15 protein-coding genes and 1 tRNA gene are annotated in these 18,368 nt (G+C 60.6%); 1 reads left to right on the top strand and 15 read right to left on the bottom strand.

The annotated features are described in order from the left end of the window. Positions 1-190 precede the first annotated feature (190 nt). On the top strand, positions 191-748 hold the full coding sequence (locus RM6536_RS07865; RefSeq protein ID WP_060824699.1) for an excalibur calcium-binding domain-containing protein: 558 nt from the start codon (positions 191-193) through the stop codon (positions 746-748). Between the two features lie 110 nt (positions 749-858). Here the strand turns inward: RM6536_RS07865 and RM6536_RS07860 are convergent, their stop codons facing one another. The 15 genes from RM6536_RS07860 to RM6536_RS07785 form a co-directional block, all read right to left on the bottom strand. After that, the gene (locus tag RM6536_RS07860; RefSeq protein WP_231917957.1) at positions 859-1,131 is read right to left on the bottom strand and encodes a hypothetical protein; all 273 of its coding nucleotides are present in this window, start codon (positions 1,129-1,131) and stop codon (positions 859-861) included. A gap of 45 nt (positions 1,132-1,176) precedes the next feature. Then, a complete protein-coding gene (locus tag RM6536_RS07855; protein WP_419865835.1) occupies positions 1,177-2,079 on the bottom strand; it encodes a polysaccharide deacetylase family protein in 903 nt (300 codons plus the stop codon). 487 nt (positions 2,080-2,566) lie between these two features. Continuing rightward, the gene (locus tag RM6536_RS07850; RefSeq protein ID WP_060824697.1) at positions 2,567-4,003 is read right to left on the bottom strand and encodes a glutaminase; all 1,437 of its coding nucleotides are present in this window, start codon (positions 4,001-4,003) and stop codon (positions 2,567-2,569) included. A gap of 301 nt (positions 4,004-4,304) precedes the next feature. Next, positions 4,305-5,276, bottom strand: coding sequence for a cation diffusion facilitator family transporter (locus RM6536_RS07845; protein ID WP_060824696.1), 972 nt, complete (start codon positions 5,274-5,276; stop codon positions 4,305-4,307). A 112-nt stretch (positions 5,277-5,388) separates the two neighbouring features. Beyond that, positions 5,389-5,461, bottom strand: a tRNA-Ala gene (locus RM6536_RS07840). Positions 5,462-5,714: 253 nt separating this feature from the next. Beyond that, on the bottom strand, positions 5,715-6,152 hold the full coding sequence (gene rsfS / locus RM6536_RS07835; protein WP_005505774.1) for a ribosome silencing factor: 438 nt from the start codon (positions 6,150-6,152) through the stop codon (positions 5,715-5,717). 66 nt (positions 6,153-6,218) lie between these two features. Next, positions 6,219-7,304, bottom strand: a complete 1,086-nt coding sequence (locus tag RM6536_RS07830; protein WP_060824695.1) for a sulfite reductase subunit alpha — start codon at positions 7,302-7,304, stop codon at positions 6,219-6,221. Then, complete coding sequence (nadD, locus tag RM6536_RS07825) at positions 7,297-8,046, bottom strand: nicotinate-nucleotide adenylyltransferase (protein WP_060824694.1); 750 nt, start codon at positions 8,044-8,046, stop codon at positions 7,297-7,299. Before nadD ends, RM6536_RS07830 begins: the two co-directional genes overlap by 8 nt. Positions 8,047-8,436: 390 nt before the next feature. After that, positions 8,437-10,044, bottom strand: coding sequence for a GTPase ObgE (gene obgE / locus RM6536_RS07820; RefSeq protein ID WP_060824693.1), 1,608 nt, complete (start codon positions 10,042-10,044; stop codon positions 8,437-8,439). A 198-nt stretch (positions 10,045-10,242) separates the two neighbouring features. Continuing rightward, positions 10,243-10,500, bottom strand: coding sequence for a 50S ribosomal protein L27 (gene rpmA, locus RM6536_RS07815; protein ID WP_005505766.1), 258 nt, complete (start codon positions 10,498-10,500; stop codon positions 10,243-10,245). Positions 10,501-10,540: 40 nt separating this feature from the next. Next, on the bottom strand, positions 10,541-10,852 hold the full coding sequence (rplU, locus tag RM6536_RS07810) for a 50S ribosomal protein L21 (RefSeq protein WP_005505764.1): 312 nt from the start codon (positions 10,850-10,852) through the stop codon (positions 10,541-10,543). A gap of 528 nt (positions 10,853-11,380) precedes the next feature. Continuing rightward, a complete protein-coding gene (locus RM6536_RS07805; protein ID WP_060824692.1) occupies positions 11,381-15,199 on the bottom strand; it encodes an Rne/Rng family ribonuclease in 3,819 nt (1,272 codons plus the stop codon). Between the two features lie 573 nt (positions 15,200-15,772). After that, positions 15,773-16,012, bottom strand: a complete 240-nt coding sequence (locus tag RM6536_RS07795) for a hypothetical protein (RefSeq protein ID WP_005505761.1) — start codon at positions 16,010-16,012, stop codon at positions 15,773-15,775. A 330-nt stretch (positions 16,013-16,342) separates the two neighbouring features. Continuing rightward, positions 16,343-17,005, bottom strand: coding sequence for a vitamin K epoxide reductase family protein (locus tag RM6536_RS07790; RefSeq protein WP_060824691.1), 663 nt, complete (start codon positions 17,003-17,005; stop codon positions 16,343-16,345). Positions 17,006-17,316: 311 nt separating this feature from the next. Next, on the bottom strand, positions 17,317-17,994 hold the full coding sequence (locus RM6536_RS07785) for a TenA family protein (RefSeq protein ID WP_060824690.1): 678 nt from the start codon (positions 17,992-17,994) through the stop codon (positions 17,317-17,319). Positions 17,995-18,368: the final 374 nt, after the last annotated feature.

Genomic DNA, 18,368 nt, shown 5'->3' with positions numbered 1-18,368 from the left:
GCGAAGCCCCCCGTGCCGGTTCTTGTATGAACCGGTACAAGGGGGCTTTGCCGTGCCGGGTTGGTGTTTCTTCCCTTGTCAGAATGTTTGAAAGGCTCAATAGTGCCTGCGGGTGGGATAGTTTTCCTTTACACTTGAGTGTGTGTTCTACGGTGAACACCCTTGTCCACTCACTTTATAAAGGAATATTGTGTTGAAAATTCACGCCGCGACCGCTGGTGTTCTTGCGGGTGCTCTGCTGCTGACCGGCTGCTCTTCGTCTGTCCGTGCTCCGAAGGTCACGCCCTCTGCTTCGTCGACGTCTGCTTCTGCGTCCGCTTCCGTTTCGGCTACCCCTAGTTCTTCTCCGACGCCGAGTGCGTCCGCAACTCCTTCGGAGTCTCCGGTTCCGACGACTGAGGCTCCCGCGCAGGCTCCGGCTGCTGAGGTACCTTCCGCGCAGGCTCCGGCGGCTCCGGTTTCTGAGGCTCCCGCGCAGCAGGCTGAACCTGTTCAGCAGGCGCCGGTAGCTACGGAGGCGCCCGCCCAGCAGGTGCCCGCGCAGGCTCCGGCGGCTGAGGCTCCTGCTCAGCAGGCACCGGCTCAGCCTGTTCAGCAGGCTCCGGCGCAGTCGAGTGTTTATTACAAGAATTGTGATGCGGTACGTGCAGCTGGTGCGGCACCGTTGCATCGTGGCGAGCCCGGTTACCGTCCTGGTCTTGATTCCGATGGTGACGGCGTGGCGTGCGAGCCAAAGAAGAAGCACTAGGCTTCTGCCCGTTCTTATAGCGAAAGCCCCCTCGTACTATTTCCAGTACGAGGGGGCTTCGTCATATCAGCTTAGAATCCGCGCGGGGTAAGAACCTGCGGGCAGCAGGGCTAGCGCGGCTGGTAGGCGCGGGCACGCTCAGCGCGAGCACGGCGCGCCTCCGCATCCTGCAGGACCGGCACCAGCATACGCACCAGCTGGCCCATACCGCGCACCACCAAATTCAGCCACAAACCCACAGACCACACCGCCGCCACACGCGGATGCCCCGAGCGCACCCACCGCACACCCAAAAAAGACAGCGAGTAATACAGCAGAAGCAGCAACGACTCACGGAAACGGTGCACCTGCCGAAGGATAGGGTTCTGAGGAAGCTTCATCATGCCTCCCAGTATACCCACCGGAACCCCCGCCAGGACTCCCCCGCACTACCCGTAATAGTCACGAATCGTCACCGTCGTCAAACCGCGCCGATCCAACAAACCCCGAATACGGTCCAGCTCAGACACCACACCCCGATAATTCAAATGCCCAATCACAATATGCTGAGCCAAAGCGTACTTCTCCGCATAGGCATACACCTCAGCCGAAGAAATATTAGACGAATCCGCCAACGACCCGTACCACAGCACCGGGCGCGTAAAACCACACGACGCCGCAGCCGCCAACACGCGCTCATCATAATACCCGTACGGCGGGCGGAAATACGGCTTCGAAGACACCCCAAAAAGCCGCATAATCTCCTCATCATTACGGGTCAGCTCACGCACAATCTGCTCATCCGTCAGGCTCGTCAACGCCGCATGACTATACGTATGGTTCGCAATCTGCAACTGACCGCTCTTCACCAGCGGCAACAACAGGTCACGATACTGCCTAAACGCCGGGTACTGACCATTAATAAAGAAAGTGAGGCGCGTGCCGGTACGGTGAGCAAACTCCGCGTAGGCGCGCACCACCTCCGGGTCGGCGCCGTCATCAACCGTCCACGCAATATACTTGCCCTCACCGGGCAGGCCGGTCTGCGGGCCAGTCCAGGCACGCGCTGCAGGAACCGGGTTCGACGAGGTCGCAGTCGCAGAAGCGGTCTTAGACACCTCGGCGGTCGGGGATGCAGCACCCGTTGCGGAGCCAGCCGCAGATGCGGACGGGGTAGCCGCAGAGCTTGCCGAAGCAGTCGCAGAGGCACTACCTGAGGCACTACCTGAGGCTGACCCGCCAGCCGACGCTCCGTGGGTGCCTTCCGCCGCGGACGGGGTGCAGCCGGTCATTCCAAGACCCAGCACGCCGAAGCTCACCGCGCCCAGACCAAAGGTACCAACATGCCGCAAAAGTTCCCGTCGCCCTATGGAGGCGCGGGCAGAGTCGCCCGATACCATTCGGTCAGTAGCGGGGTTGACGATAGCGGATTGACGAGGAGCAATAGGTGTTTCTGAGTGTGGAACAGTGTTCATATTATGAGTGTATGATGAGACCACCGTTAGATATCGAAAAATTCAAAATATTACGCAATGATTAATAGCGCCGCGAATAAAGAACCTTTACACGCATTCGTTCCACTCGCTCAATGAAGCTCGCCGAAGACCATGCTCAGCGCACTAAACTACCCGCAGGCCAGGTAATCCGGGTATTCCAAGTAGCCCAGGCAATCCAGCTACAGCTACAGCTCCAACCACAGCGCAAGGTGCAATTCTAAGTACAGCAAGGCCCCTCCCCCAGAACGCATTCACAACGCACCCGGGAAAGGGGCCCCAATACATAAGTTCACGCAACCGTACGACCAAGTACGCAGAAACGGCCAAGTAGGCGGAGAGAAACCTACTCGGATTCCGAAGCTACCGGCTGCTGCGCCTCAGCGGGCTGGTCCACCACAGCAGGCTGCACCGTCTCAGCGGGGTCTAGCGCATTCAGCGCCTCCAGTGCCGCCGCCTCCGCAGCCTCTTCAGCGTCAGCCTCAGCCACACGCTCAGCATCCGACTCGGCAGAAGTCACCGCCGCCGGGTTCGTCAGAACCTTCACACCCATGCTGCGCAGCGCATCCGTGTTCGTGATCGTCTCGTCATTATCAATCAGATACACCTTGTACCCGTCATTCCGCAGGCGACGCATCAGCTCCAGGAGCATGCTCTGAGCGACCTCATCCACCGCGTACACGCGCGTCACGTCCAGGGCAATCTTCGAACCCTCCATCGGGGATTCCACAATCTCACGAATCACGCGCTCCACACCCGCAAAACGGATGCGGCCCTGCAACTGAATCAGGCGCATCGACTCGTCCCCCGAACCGATCTGGTAGTTCGCGCGCAACGCCGACCGAGCCACCGTCGGAACGTTCATCACGTGCATGCCCATGTCATCAGAGAACTGCTCGAACAGCTCCACGCCGCGCACACTGTTACCGTGACCGTCCAGGCGCGGCGAGAACGTCGCCACACCCAGCTGACCGGGCACCGCACCAATAATGCCGCCGCCCACGCCGCTCTTCGCCGGAACACCCACCTGGGTCGCCCAGTCGCCCGCCGCGTTATACATACCGCACGTGAACATGACGCTCAGCACCTGACGCACCACCGTCTTAGGAACCACCTGCTCACCCGTCACCGGATGCACACCATAGTTCGCCAAAGTCGCCGCCATCAACGCCAAATCCTTGACCGTCACCATCAGCGAGCACTGGCGGGTATAACCCTGCACCGCCACGGTCGGGTCACCGGTCAGGATGCCGTGGCCGCGCAGCATGTGCGCAATCGCGTAGTTGCGGTGCGCGTGCTCCAGCTCAGACTCGTACACGCGCTCATTCACCGACAGGCGGCGGCCCGCAAACGCAGACAGACCAGAAATGACGCGCTCCATGCGCTCGCCCTGCGTCGCACCGGGAGGGCCCACCAGCGAATGGGTGGTAATCGCGCCGGCGTTAATCATCGGGTTCAGCGGCTTACCGGAGCCGTCCTCCAGGGACAGCTCGTTGAACGGCTCACCGGAAGGCTCCACGCCCACCTTCGCAAGCACGTCATCATAGCCGCGGTCCGCGAGCGCCAGGGCGTACACGAACGGCTTAGAAATCGACTGGATCGTGAATTCCACATCGGAGTCACCGGCGGCGTACTGCTCACCATCAACCATAGCGATGGACGCGGCAAGCTTGTCCGGGTCCACGGCGGCAAGTTCCGGAATGTAGTTTGCCAACTCACCGGAGGTATCAGAAGCGACCGACTCGAGGGTCTCGGTCAGGTAAGTGGCAATAGGTGAATGCATAGTGTTCCGTATCTGCTGCTAATCGTGGTTGTTCTCGTCAAAAATTTCAGGATGCGCCCGCCCACTGTTCCGTTTCGGCTAGGCTGAGGCGCTCATCGTTGCAGGCTGCCGCGGCTACCAAACTAAAGAGTCTGCCAGCGAGCCTGTCAAAGTGTGTGGGTGAGGAGCGCCTTTTGCTCCCTAAAGAGTGTATCTTTTGCGTGTTGAAGCCACCAAATATAACGGTCGGTACTCCCCCGCTATTTCGGCACGCAGACATCGCACACGCAAGGTTTTCAGGTGGTCTAGGGGTTCAGGTGGCTTACGGGTGGCGAACCGAATCCGGCTCGCGACCGCCCAGCTCGGCAGTCTCCAGCTGGAAGGTCGAGTGCTCCACCGACACCTCAAAATGGCTCGCCACACACGAACGGATACGGTCCAGAATCGCCACCGCAGAACCGTCACGGAAGCACGAATCGGCAACCACCACGTGCGCGGTCACCACCGGCAGGCCGGTCGCCACCGTCGAAGCGTGCACATCGTGCACCTCCACCACACCGTCAACACTCAAGATATGCTCACGCATCGCGTCCAGGTCCAGGCCGTCCGGGGTGAACTCCATGAGCACCGCCGTGGTCTGCTTCATCAGACGCGCCGCACGCGGCACAATCAGCGCCGCAATCAGCAGACCGGCAAGGGCGTCCGCCTGGTAGAAGCCGGTCAGCCAAATCACGATAGCCGCCACGATCACGCCCAGCGAACCCAGGGCGTCATTGAGCACCTCCAGGAACGCGGCACGCATATTGAAGTTCGCATTCCTCGCCGTAGCCAGCACCGCAATACCAATAGCGTTCGCCACCAGGCCAACCACACCAAAAATCAGCAGTTCAATGCCGGGCACCTCTGGCGGGGCGAACAGGCGATGCACGCCCTCCACCGCCGTGTAGATACCCACCGCCAGCAGCAGCACCGACTGCCCGAGGGCGGCAAGTACCTCAATACGGCGGAAACCCCACGTGCGGCGGGAGGTCGCGGGGCGCGTCATGAGCGAAGCCGCAGCGAGCGCCACCAGCAGGCCCGAGGCATCCGCCAGCGCGTGCGCCGTATCGGTCAGCAGCGCAAGACTTCCCGTAACCAACGAACCAATCGCCTGCGCCAACACAATAACGACCGCCAAGCTGAACGCAATCAGCAGGCGCGGACGCATCGAGGCGGCGTCCTCCGGGCTCGGGGCATGCGAATGGTCGTGCCCATGGTGATGCCCGTGGTGGCCGTGATGTGCGTGCGCTCCCATGCGCTTCTCCTCAACTATGAACTGCGTTGTCGACTATCGAAAGTTATCGGCAGATAGCAAAATCGCCCGATTCACAAGAACCGGGCGAAAAGCTCCTCAACCGAGGAAAACGTGGAGATAAGGGGACTCGAACCCCTGACCCCCTGCATGCCATGCAGGTGCGCTACCAGCTGCGCCATATCCCCATATTCTGTTAGTGACCTCAACGAGGCAACATGAATATATTACACACACCACGGACAACGATGCAAACCAGCGCACACAAAAATCTAAAAAAGTTCCGAGGCAACCAGGCAGGCAGAAAGGGCAATCAGGTCATCAGAAAGGGCACCCGGGCGGGCAGAAATACCCTCGAAATACGCAGAAAGGGGCGGACCCCGCGGCACCATACGGCGCCAACAGAGCCCACCCCTCATCAGCTAAAAATCAAACGGAAGCCTACGCCTCATCCTGAGCGGGAATGATGCGTGCAGCATCTTCCTCAGTCTCACCCTCGATGTCGAAGGGAGCCTCGTTCTCAACACCCAGCTCAATACGCGGAGCCTCAGCCCACAGACGATCCAGAGCGTAGAACTCGCGGTCCTCCTCATGCTGAACATGCACGACAATATCACCGAAGTCCAGCAGAATCCAACGACCCGAGGAACGACCCTCACGGCGAACCGGTTTCAGGTCAGCCTGCTCACGCAGAGCGTCCTCAACCTCATCCGCAACAGCGTTCACGAGGCGCTCATTGTGGGCAGAAACCACCAGGAAGCCATCAATCAGACCCATCGCGTCGGATGCATCCACAGCGAACAGGTTAGTTCCCTGCTTCTCCTCCGCAGCGCGGGCGGCAATGCGCAGAGCCTCAATCGAGGACTGTGCAGCAGTCATATTTTCCTTTCTTGCCGGCAGAACACCCGCCGGCAACACCCGCAACAGGGGTGCATTGTTCACGGCCTACTTAGGGCCAAAAATCATAATCAGACCAACAACGACCAGGGCGAGCAGTAGCACAATCCACAGCCACGCCAGGGAGGGCTTCTGTGCAGGCTGCAGAACCTCTTCAGTCTTCTCAACAGCGCTCTCAGAAGCAGAGTCTTCCCCAGTTTTCTTCGACTCAGCTTCCTTCGACGCTGCTTCCTTTGACTCGGCTTCCTTCGAAGCCTCAGCAGAAGCAACCGAAGCAGACTTCGACTCAGCCGACTTAGACTCTTCATCCTCGGAGCCCTTGTCGGACTCTTCGGCAGTCTTCTCGACCAGTGCCTCGTCGGGATCCTGACGATCCACCATGCGCTGCAGCAGCTCCTCAACCTCATCCGGGCTCAGAGCTACAGTCGGGTCGCCGTCCACCGAATCTACGGTATCCCCTGCGGAGGCGCTATCCAGCACGCTCAGGTCAAGACCCTGCGCGTTCACCGCGCTCACGCGGGTGGGTAGCTCATCAGCAGACTCTTCAACCTCAACGGCCTCTTCCTCAACGGAAGCAGCCTCGGTCTGCTCAGCCTCAATATCAGAGCTGTCCAGCTCCTCAACCTTCGGCTCATCCCGCACCAGGTACTGGTGCAGCTCGGGTTCCGGCTTCTCCTCCTTGACCACGGCGATAACCGGGATCGAAGAAGTCATCGGGTTATTCACCGCGGAGGGGCTGGTCGCATCCACACGATTCTGCGCGATCTCTTCGGGGCGCAGAACACGCAGGCTACTGGTCAGAGGAGCAGGCTCGTGCAGCTTCTCCTCATCGTTCGCCTCAGTGTCAATCTTGCCCTGAGCCGCCAGTGCCGCAAAACGACGCTGAACAGCCAGAACCTGCGGGTCAATAGCATTCGTATAAATCACGGAGCCCATGTTCTCAACAGGCTTCGCGGGCTCACCGCGGCGGGCCGCACGCAGGTACTCGGCAACTTCTTCACGGTAACGGGCAAGACGGCGCGGACCCATCACCTTAGTAGGCGGCGGCACCTCAATGCCGTCCTCGGTCACGTACGTCTCGTAGAGGTACGCTTCGTCCTCGCTATAGGGCTTCGAACCCGTAGCTTCACTCATGTGTTCCCTCATTATTCGTCGATTGGGGTGCCTGCCCAGACTCATCCTTCACGCGGGGCAAGCCGTCACGGTACGCGGTCAAGGCGTCCTTCTTGTACAGGCCGTACTTAGCGATGTACTGCACCACACCATCGGGCACCAGGTACCAGATGGGGGCGTCTTCAGCTGCGCGGCGACGAATATCGGTCGAAGAAATCGCCATCGCAGGAATCTTCAGGGTCGTAATATGACGACCCTCAGCCATCGGCGGATCCAGCTCATGATCGGGGCGGGTCACGCCCACAAAAGTCGCCAAATCCCACAGCTTATGGGCATTGCGCCAGGTCATAATCTGGCTAATCGCGTCCGCACCGGTAATGAAGAACAGGTCAGCGTCCGGGCGCAGGGCACGCAGCTCGTTAAGCGTATCAAAGGTGTAGGTGGCGCCGCCACGGTCAATATCAATACGGCTCACCGTAAAACGCGGGTTCGACGCGGTCGCAATCACCGTCATCAGGTAGCGATGCTCAGCGTCACTCACGTGCCGCTCCCCCACCTTCTGCCAGGGCTGACCGGTCGGAACGAACACGACCTCGTCCAGATCGAACACGGCGGCAACCTCACTAGCCGCCACCAGGTGTCCGTGATGAATCGGATCGAAAGTTCCACCCATCACGCCCAGACGCACCCGACCGGGAATGCGCGGGGGAATCGATTCGGTGCTCGGAGCACCAAAATCAAGGTGAACAGGCTGGTCAGTCACAAATGCCGTCCTTGCTGGGGACAGAGACCGCACCACAGCAGCTTAAGGAGCCACCACAGGTGCGGATGCGGGCAGGTTACACAGAAGGTACGCAACACCGAAAACGGCCCGCGTACATTCCCCTCTATGCTACCTGCTTGCGGTCAAAAAAACCGAAATGACGGGGGTGAGCTAAGCCGCCAGTGGAATACCCAGCCAGCACGCCCGACCACAGGTTCACCGCAGGCTCACCCGCATATTCCGACGCACACATCCGGTACGAGAGGTAACCATAACCGCAACCGCAGAGCACCCAAGAAAGCGCTGCGCATATAAGAAAGCGCCGCGCACCGGAGCAAACCCCGGTGCGCGGCACCATTCACTGTCTAGGCAACAGCTAACGCTTGGCTACTAGTCGTCGATGTTCGGCATGTCGATATTCTCGTCGACCTTGCCTTCCTTCAACTTCTTGCGGTACTCAACCGACTCGGTCCACACGCCTGCAACACGCTCGGACTCCAGCTCGGCACGAGCCTCCGCCTTCGCGTCCATACGCTCCTTGTACTCCACACGCTTCTGCGCACGAGTCGGGCGAATAATCTCTTCCAGACGGGCGTCCGTACCGCGCGGGGAGGACAGCAGCTCAGCGCCACCGACCATGGTCGGCTCCCAATCGAAGATCACCGAGTTGTCGTTCTCGCCAATCACCACGGCGTCACCGGCACGAGCACCAGCCTTGAACAGCTCATCCTCAACGCCCAGGCGCGCCAGGCGGTCCGCCAGGTAGCCGACAGCCTCATCATTATTGAAGTCAGTCTGCTGAATCCAACGCTCAGGCTTCTCACCGATCACGCGGAACAGCGGCTCAAGGTTACGCTCCTCGCGGCGAATAGTGAACTCCTGCTTCTTCTTACCGCGGAAGCCCTTCGGGCGAACCACAGGAGCCTCAACAACCACGCGCTCCGCTTCCTTCTCGGCAGCGGCACGAGCCTCGCGGTCTTCCTCAACGAGCTTTGCCATCGCAAAGATCAGGGGCTTCAGACCCTCATGGGAAGCCGTCGAAATCTCGAAGACCTTGAAGCCCATCTCCTCAAACTCGGGGCGAACAAACTCCGCCAGCTCACGAGCCTCAGGAACATCAATCTTATTGAGCACCACAATCTGCGGACGCTCATGCAGCGGCACGGTCACACCCGCAGTCGGGTCAACCTCATAGTTCTGCAGCTCGCCGCGAATCACCTCAAAGTCACTAATCGGGTCGCGGCCCGGCTCCAAAGTAGCGCAGTCAATCACGTGCACCAGAGCCGAAGAACGCTCCACATGGCGCAGGAAGCGGTGACCCAGACCGCGGCCCTCCGAAGCGCCCTCAATCAGACCCGGAACATCCGCCACGGTGTAGCGAACATCGCCCGCCTGCACCACACCCAGGTTCGGGATTAGGGTGGTGAACGGGTAATCAGCAATCTTCGGACGCGCCGCAGAAATCGCAGCAATCAACGAAGACTTACCCGCCGAGGGGTAACCCACCAGAGCCACATCCGCAATGGACTTGAGCTCCAGAACAATATCAGCCTCTTCACCGGGGGTGCCCAGCAGAGCAAAACCGGGAGCCTTACGCTTAGCCGAAGCCAACGCAGCGTTACCCAGACCGCCCATACCGCCGCGGGCAGCAACATACTCGTCGCCCACACGCAGCAGGTCAGCCAAAACATTACCCTCGCGGTCCTTCACCACAGTACCCTGCGGCACGGTCAGAACCAGGTCCTCACCGTTAAAACCGTGGTGCATATCGCCACGACCAATATCGCCATTCGGGGCGTGCTGATGCGGGCTGTGGTGGTACTCCAGCAGGGTCGTGGTCTGGTTATCCACGCGCAAAATCACCGCGCCACCATTACCACCGTTACCGCCGTTAGGGCCGCCCAGGGGCTTAAACTTTTCACGTCGCACGGAGACGCAGCCGTTACCTCCGCGACCGCCAGATACATGCAAGACCACGCGGTCCACGAATTCTGCCACGGGTTCTCCTTATCTTGGAAAATCTTCACTTCGCCACCGCACGGCACACACCAATCATGCTGCGGATGCGGCGGCAGGCGCGACCGGGTTGGGGTGCGCCTCATCGTGGAGCCCAGCACAGGCTGGCATCCACGGCATTCGAGGTCATAGCGAGAGGGGGTAGACTAACGCCTACCCCCTCTGCCCTAGCGGTGAGTATTACTCAGCTGCTGCCAGGATGTTAACGACCTTGCGGCCCTTGCGGGTACCGAATTCGACGGTGCCTGCTGCCAGAGCGAACAGGGTGTCGTCGCCACCGCGGCCAACGTTCAGGCCGGGGTGGAAGTGGGTGCCGCGCTGGCGAACGAGAATCTCGCCTGCGTTGACGGACTGGCCGCCGTAGCGCTTAACACCGAGGTACTGGGGGTTCGAGTCACGGCCGTTACGGGTGGAGCTTGCGCCCTTCTTGTGTGCCATTCTGTATTCCTACCTTAGGGTTGAATTCCGGTCGTTTCGATTACGCGTTGATAGCGGTAATCTTGACGGTGGTCAGCTCGGCGCGGAAGCCCTGACGCTTCTTGTAACCGGTCTTGTTCTTGTACTTCTGAATAACGATCTTCGGACCGCGCAGGTCCTCAACCTTCTCAGCAACAACCTTGGCGGAAGCCAGGGACTTTGCGTCAGCGGTGACCTTGTCACCGTCGACGAGCAGCAGCACGGGCAGCTCGATGGTGCTGCCGGGCTCGCCTGCAACACGGTCAAGGGTAACGAGGTCGCCTACGGAAACCTTCTCCTGGCGGCCGCCAGCGCGTACAATCGCGTATGCCACTATGGGACTCACTTTTCTCGACAACTTGCTTCTTGAATCTCACACGAATGAGCAGCCTGCGCTTTCATTGCTGTGCGCCCTCCCCCGCCAGTCGAATAACCGCGAACAAGGAGGAACGGCCCGTGCGTTCCGACGGGATTGCCCGCCGAAGCCAACACGCGAGGCTCACCGGTGGTGTCTCTCTCCCGCACGTTCCAAACTCAGCCGAATGCTCGACCGCGCCGAAGACGATGCGGGTGGGAGCGGTGTCTCCCGCTGGCCCTGCGTCGATAGGGCTTCACTGAGATAAACACCAGTCCTTAAGGATACGGCATGATCTACGCGCCGCGCAATAGATAATTTTGCGGAACGCTCGAAGTCGGCACGTGATGCTCCTCTAATACTGCACCGCACTCTTAATAGCGCCTTTAAAATGACGCAGCACACGCACAGAAAAAAATAGCCTCGGTAGGGAAGTTCCGGCTCGCCCTACCGAGGCTATCTCATATACAACACACCATCGGAATTCCGATGATCGGAAGCTAAAGACTAATCGTCCTTACCTTCACGCTTAATGTCGGCAGCAGCAACGCCAATGCCGAACAAGACAGGGGCCGAATCGTCATCAGACACCGGAACCACATCCGCAACAGAAGCGGAAGCAACCACGGAACCCTCAGCACGCTCGGAAGCGTCCACGGTCACGACCTGAGCACCGGCACCGGCACTCGAAGCCGCACGGCGAGTGCGACGCTTACGCGGGGTCGAACCGGGCACCTGAGCCGCAGGCTTCTGAGCCTCCCCAACCGGAACCTCAGCCTCAACCACTGCGGGAGCTGCGCCCACCACACCGGTCACAGCCGGAGCACCAATCACGCCGGTCACAACCGTGCGAGGCTCAGACTTCTCAACCTTATCAGACTTTGCGGCTGCCTGCTCAGCGCGCTTCTCATCAGCGGCGCGACGAGCACGGCGGCGGGACGCACGCGGAGTCTCACGAACATCCTCAATGCGCAGGTCCTCACGCTCAACACGCTTGGAATCCTGAGCCTTCTGCACACCCGAGTTTACCTCAGCGGAGGTTGCCTCAGCGTTCTGCTGCTCGCGGCTCTGGCGCTTGGACGAACGACGCTCCTCCAAACGATCCTCACGGCCCGAACGGAACGACTCACCCTCAGCACGGGCAAGACGGCCAGCCTTCTGAGAAGCACGAGCCTTCGCCTCACCGGCGCGAATCGCCTCAAAACGATCCGAAGAGCGGGTAAAGCGCGGGTCAAGCTCCGGGTCAACGTGGTGCTCGTCCTCCAGCGCACCCGCGCCGGAACCCTCCACAGCGGCAATATCCGCATCGGTCAGCTCACGGCGCTGGCGGTTACGAGAAGACTTCTTCTCGCCACGCTTGGACGAACGACGCTCCTCCGAACGTTCCTGATCCGAACGGCCCTCAGCAGAGTCCTTCGAGGAACCCTCAGCGGACTCCTCCTCCACGCGGTCGAACGCGCTCGCCAGCTGCTCCAGGGAGAAACCGCCCTGCTCGCCAACCCAGTTGCCCTCGGTGACCTCAGCGACCTTGTCTTCACGCTGAGCGACCTCCGCGTGAGCCTGCTCGCTGGCGGCCTCGGCAATGCCCTGAATCTCCTGCTCAAGCGAAAGCTCAGCGGTCTCCGCGCGGCGCGAACGCTTGCGGCGCTTACGCTTCTTGCGGGTCGAAGCGGTCTCCTCCGAAGCTTCCTCGCTGTGAGCGGATGCGGCAGCCACCGCAGCCATAGCGTTACGGCGCTCAGCCTTCTTCGACTCCAGAGCATCCTGCTTCTGCTGGTCACGAGAATCCTCGCGGGCAGCCGCACGGCTACGCTTACGGTCATTACGCTCATGGCGGTGAATGTAATCCGACGCGCCACCGCTACGACCGCTCAGCGGCTGATCGTGAACCACCAGGCCACGACCGCCACACTGCTCACAGGGCTCCGAGAAGACCTCAAGCAGACCGGTACCCAGACGCTTACGGGTCATCTGAACCAGACCCAGCGAGGTCACCTCAGCCACCTGGTGCTTGGTACGGTCACGGCCCAGGCACTCAATCAGGCGACGCAGAACCAGGTCGCGGTTCGACTCAAGCACCATGTCAATGAAGTCAATGACGATAATGCCGCCGATATCGCGCAGACGCAGCTGGCGGACAATCTCCTCAGCAGCTTCCAGGTTGTTCTTGGTGACGGTCTCCTCCAGGTTGCCGCCGCTACCGGTGAACTTACCGGTGTTCACGTCCACCACAGTCATGGCTTCGGTGCGGTCAATCACCAGCGAACCACCCGAAGGCAGGTACACCTTACGATCCAGAGCCTTCGCCAGCTGCTCGTTGATGCGGTAGTGGTCGAAGAGGTCATCCTCGCCATCCCACTGCTGCAGGCGGGAAACCAGGTCCGGCGCCACGTAGGTCACGTACGCCTCGATGGAATCCCAGGCGTTCTCTCCCTGAACAATCATCGCGGTGAAGTCCTCGTTGAAGACGTCACGCACGGTCTTAATCATCAGGTCGGGCTCCTGGTAGAGCATCTCCGGAGCCAGTACCTTACGGGAGTTAGCCTTCTCCTGAATCTCTTCCCACTGCGCACGCAGACGGTTAATATCGTGGGTCAGCTCCTCCTCAGAAGCACCCTCCGCCGCGGTACGAACAATCACGCCAGCACCCTCGGGCAGCTTGTCCTTCAGAATCTTCTTCAGGCGAGCACGCTCGGTGTCGGGCAGCTTGCGGGAAATACCGGTCATCGAACCGCCCGGCACGTACACCAGGAAGCGACCGGGCAGGGAAACCTGGCTGGTCAGGCGGGCACCCTTGTGACCAATCGGGTCCTTGGTGACCTGCACCAGAACCGAATCGCCGGGCTTCAGGGCGTTCTCAATCTTGCGGGGCGCACCGTCCAGACCGGTAACATCCCAGTTGACCTCGCCCGCGTACAGCACAGCGTTGCGGCCGCGTCCAATGTCAACGAACGCAGCTTCCATGGAGGGCAGAACGTTCTGAACCTTACCCAGGTACACGTTGCCAATCAGGGAATCCTGCTGGGTCTTGGACACGAAGTGCTCAGCCAGCACGCCGTCCTCAAGCACGCCAATCTGGATGCGGCCGTCCTTCTGACGAACCAGCATCTGACGGTCCACGGACTCGCGGCGAGCCAAGAACTCAGCCTCAGTCACGATGTGGCGGCGGCGGCCCAGGGAGCGGGACTCGCGGCGGCGCACACGCTTCGCCTCCAGGCGGGTAGAACCGCGCACACCGGTCACGGTGTTGGATGCGTGAGAGTCAGCCAGGCGCGGCGCACGCACCTTGGTGACGGTCTCAACGTCATCATCAACGCCGCCCTCAATCTCAATATCCTCGGTACCGCGGCGACGGCGACGGCGACGGTGGCTCGTCACCTCAGCCTCAGCGGCAGCCTCCTCGCGGCGGCGCTCCATGCGCTCCTTACGCTTCTGCTCCTCGGCAGCGGCGCGGCGTGCTTCACGCTCCAGCTTGGCGGCAACAGCGAGCTCGCTCAGCTCCTCCGGCTCGGGCGCCATGAACAGCGGCATCGCACCCATGGGGGTACGCGAGCGCAGTTCCTGCAGCTTCTCGCGCTGCAGGTCGCTAATGGTCTTTACCGGCTCGGGAGCTTCTGCGGGCTCCTCAGCCGCGGGCTCCTCAGCAGACTCTTCTGCGGCAGGTGCCTCAGGTGCAGCTTCTTCGGTTGCGGATTCTTCAGCAACCGCAGCAGCCTCGGCGGGCTGCTCTGCGGCAGCCTCTTCAGCGGGATCTTCAGCCTTCTCAGCCGGTGCGGGGGTTACGACCTCAACCTTGGCGGTCTCTTCCTTCACCTCAACGGCAGGCTCGGCAGACTCAGCGGCGGGGGCAACAACTTCCTCCACCTTCGCGGTCTTCTCCACGGTCTCGGTCTTAGCAACCTTCTCAACCTTGGCGACCTCTTCAACCTTCGCGGTCTTCTCGACGGTCTCGACCTTTGCGGTCTTCTCCTCAACAGCAGGCTCAGCCGCCTTCTTCTCAGCAGCCGCAAACAGGCTATCGAGGGTAGAAGCAACCTCGGTCTCAGACGCAACGGGAGCGGCAACCTTCGGTGCCGGCGCGTGCTTAGCCTTAGCATTACGCAGGTTGGTCAGGCCAGCAGCAATCGCCTCATCCAGGGGAACCTCAGGAGCCTTCTCCTTCTTCGGGCGACCCGGACGGCGGCGCTCAGCACCCTGCTGAGCCTCAGAGCTCTCACGAACATTCTTACGCAGAGTTTCACGGGTCTCTGCAGAGGCGTTCTTCTCCTCCGCGAGGGCGTTCAGCGCCTCAAAAACCCCAAGTTCGACGTTCTTCTCGTCAGACATTAATCTTCTTTCGTTACACCCTGCTCCGCACCGCAAGGATTTTAACAGCGCGCATACAGCGCAAAGCCTAGTTGCTGCCACCGCGGCTCAAGCCTCACCCTACGGTGCGCGTTCTTCGCGGGCACTATCTCATTCAGTGCTTCTGCCGTAGGGGGCGAGCGGGCGGAACGCAGAGCGCGCCGCGACGGTCACAGCCACCTCGCTCTCGAGCACGGCACGCTCACACCCTTCCTGGGTGCTCTGCCGGTCTTCGGGTTTCTTCGCCGAGGCGGGCGGCCCGCGCGGTGCGACAGTTATGCTCCGCGGCTTATAGCCGGCGCTCTTCGGGTACTCTCCCTCGATGCGTTGGTGGGGATCTTTATGCGCGTGCGGGGCGCACAAGACACCGTGTTCCATTATACCCGGTAGAGGGTACCTCTAAGCCACCCCGCCCATCCTATCTGGGCTTCACCTCCCGGCAGGATGCACGGGCACAATACCGCGGGCACTCTGCGGCGGACGCATTGCGGGTACAGCAAAGCCGGGCGTGCCACTACGCACCACCCGGCTTCAAAAACTTTCACAGAGGAGGGGCTAGTCCAGACCCAGCTCCGCATCGCGCGCCTCACGAGCCTGCTGAGCAAGCTTCGGGTCGGTCGGCAGGTACTCCGGACCGGAACCGGTCGCAAACGGAACGCCCAGAATGAAAACAAACGGAGAAACCACCAGCAGAATCACCCACAGCAGCGAGAAGTGACCGGCGGTCAGCAACAGCAGGGCAGTCAGAAAAATAACGGCAGCAGCGCCCATTGCGGCAATTCCGGCAGTCTTCACGGGTCTCCTCGAAGGGGTATCAAGAATCTAGTGTCCAGCAGAACGGCAGGCAGTCAACGCCGCAGGCAAAACCCGCGGACGGCTCCAGCTGACGCCGCTCAAGAATATACCTGACCATTATACGCACCCGCGCCGCCTCCCCGCTGACTGCCACCGGCAAAGTTACCGGCGCCTCCCCCGCTACCCGGCGCCCCAGCCTGGCGTATTCAGCCCGGCATATTCTGCGCAGCCTCACCCGCCCGCAGACGCAACAACGCCCCGGCACCAACAAGTACCGGGGCGTTGCACGTTCGGGGCATCGACCCTCAAACCAAGCTCAGAGATGAACGCTTAGCGCATCATATTCACAATGACCTCAAAGAAGCGGATCACAATAATGCCGAAAATCAGGATCAGCCACAGGCTAATCGCAAACCACGACCAGCCACGAGCGCTCTCACGCATCGACTGCGACGCCGGAATAACACCCGCCGAAATATTGCGGACCGTGGTCTTCACAAACAGGGTGATGGTCATAACCCACACGATCATGCAGAACAGGCACAGAGCGTTAATCTGGAACGTCGTCTGGTACCACAGCCACATGATGAACGCGGTTGCCGCAGCCAGACCAATGTTCATGCAGACCCAGAACCACTTCTTGAACTGTGCACCCGCCATGATCGCGGCACCGATAGTCACCACAATCGAGAAGCCCACCAGACCAATGAACGGGTTCGGGAAGCCGAAAGCTTCCGCCTGCGGGGTGCGCATCACCGTGCCGCAGCTGAGCAGGGCGTTGATATCGCAGACCGTGGAGTGGCCGGCATCAATGTAAATCTGCAGGCGCTCGTACACCAGAATCGCTGAAGAAATGAGTGCGATTAGGCCGGCGCCAACCAACCAGAATCCGAGCTGTCGGTCTGAGTAGCTGCCCGGGGTTCCCGCGTGCCCGTGCTGCGCTTCTTTTTCAGCGCGGGTGGGCTCGGTAGTACTCGATGCGGCGGTACTCATACGACTCCTTTAGATAGTGTTTTACGGTGGTACTTACCGGCGCGGCATAGCCAGCACCCCGGAAGCGGTACCTCATTTATCCTAGCTTCTTACACCACCATATGGCACACCATCAGCCTAAATGTTCTGTTTTATGACGCACTATTTTACGCAGATGGGCGCGCTTTCGGGGCGTTTTCGTGGCGCTCTCGGGGCGCCTTCGGGGCACGTTCGTGGCGCTTTCGGGGCCTCTTCAGCACGCAAAACCCCCGGGAGGCGCCCGCAACTCAGCGGCGGGCGGAACCTTCCGGGGGTTTCATCAAGGGTATTACTTAGGGCAGCGGGTGGGTGTACGACTCGTCAAAGAACAGCTGCTCCAGCTCCACCGCGCGGCTAAAGAACTCGCGGGCGCGCTGCGCATCCGACGGGCCCACACGGTCCAGTTCGCGGCGCAGGAAATCAACCAGTTCACGGAACTCCGGGTAGTCGTGCAGGGTGATCCACTCGTGGTGCACAAAAGAATCGGGGCGCTTGGCGGGAGCCTTGGACGCCCAATCCAGATACAGGCCCTCGCACACCACCAGCACCGACAGGATTGCCGCGTAGCTACCGCTTGCCGCCGCATCCAGGAAGAGGCGCTTGAAGCCGGTGGTCGCCTCCGTATCGGGCATGGATTCACGCTGATGCTCGGTCACGCCCAGAGTCTCAAAGCAGCGCAGGAAGTAAGTGTTCTCGTCACCGGCGATTTCACCCGCGAACTTGGAGAGGCGCAGGCGGCCCGCGAGAGTATCGGCGTTAGTGATCGCGCCACCAATCAGGGCGAGGAAGGTATCGAGGAAGCGGTAGTCCTGCACCAGGTACCCCGCCATGACCTGCGGGGCAATCGAGCCGTCAAAAAGCTCAGCAACAAAACGGTGATTCGTGGCGGAAAGCCAGGTGGCGAGGTTCTCCTGGCGTAGGGACTCGGTGAACGAATCGGTGCCGATCAAATCGGTGAAGGGTGCGGGCATGATGGGTGCCTTTCACTATGTGGCATACCGTCGCTGGTATGCGTATGTGTGCGGGTGTGTTGGTGCGGCCTCAGACAGTGGGGCCGGCGCCTCAGCGAATATAGCACCGGGACGCGACGGCGTGCCCGGTTTTGTACCCCAATGCCCGAAAATTTTCGTTTTTTTCGATTTTTGGGTGGGTTTGGATGGATGAAAGCGGATGATGCCGGTTAACCTCGCGCAATTGGGGTTAGGTGAGAGCCCATGGGAACACGTGAGAGCGCATGTGTTCGAGTGGGAGCATGAGGGTAGCGCATGCGGGCAGAATCGAAAAAGACAGAGGCGCAAAAAGCGAAGGCACAAAAAGCGGGGCGCCACTCCCCCAGCCGGCAAAA

It is taken from the genome of Rothia mucilaginosa, from assembly GCF_001548235.1.
Lineage (GTDB): Bacteria > Actinomycetota > Actinomycetes > Actinomycetales > Micrococcaceae > Rothia > Rothia mucilaginosa_B.
The sequence above is the reverse complement of the archived record's forward strand: the minus strand, read 5'-3'. Positions and strand labels throughout refer to the sequence as shown.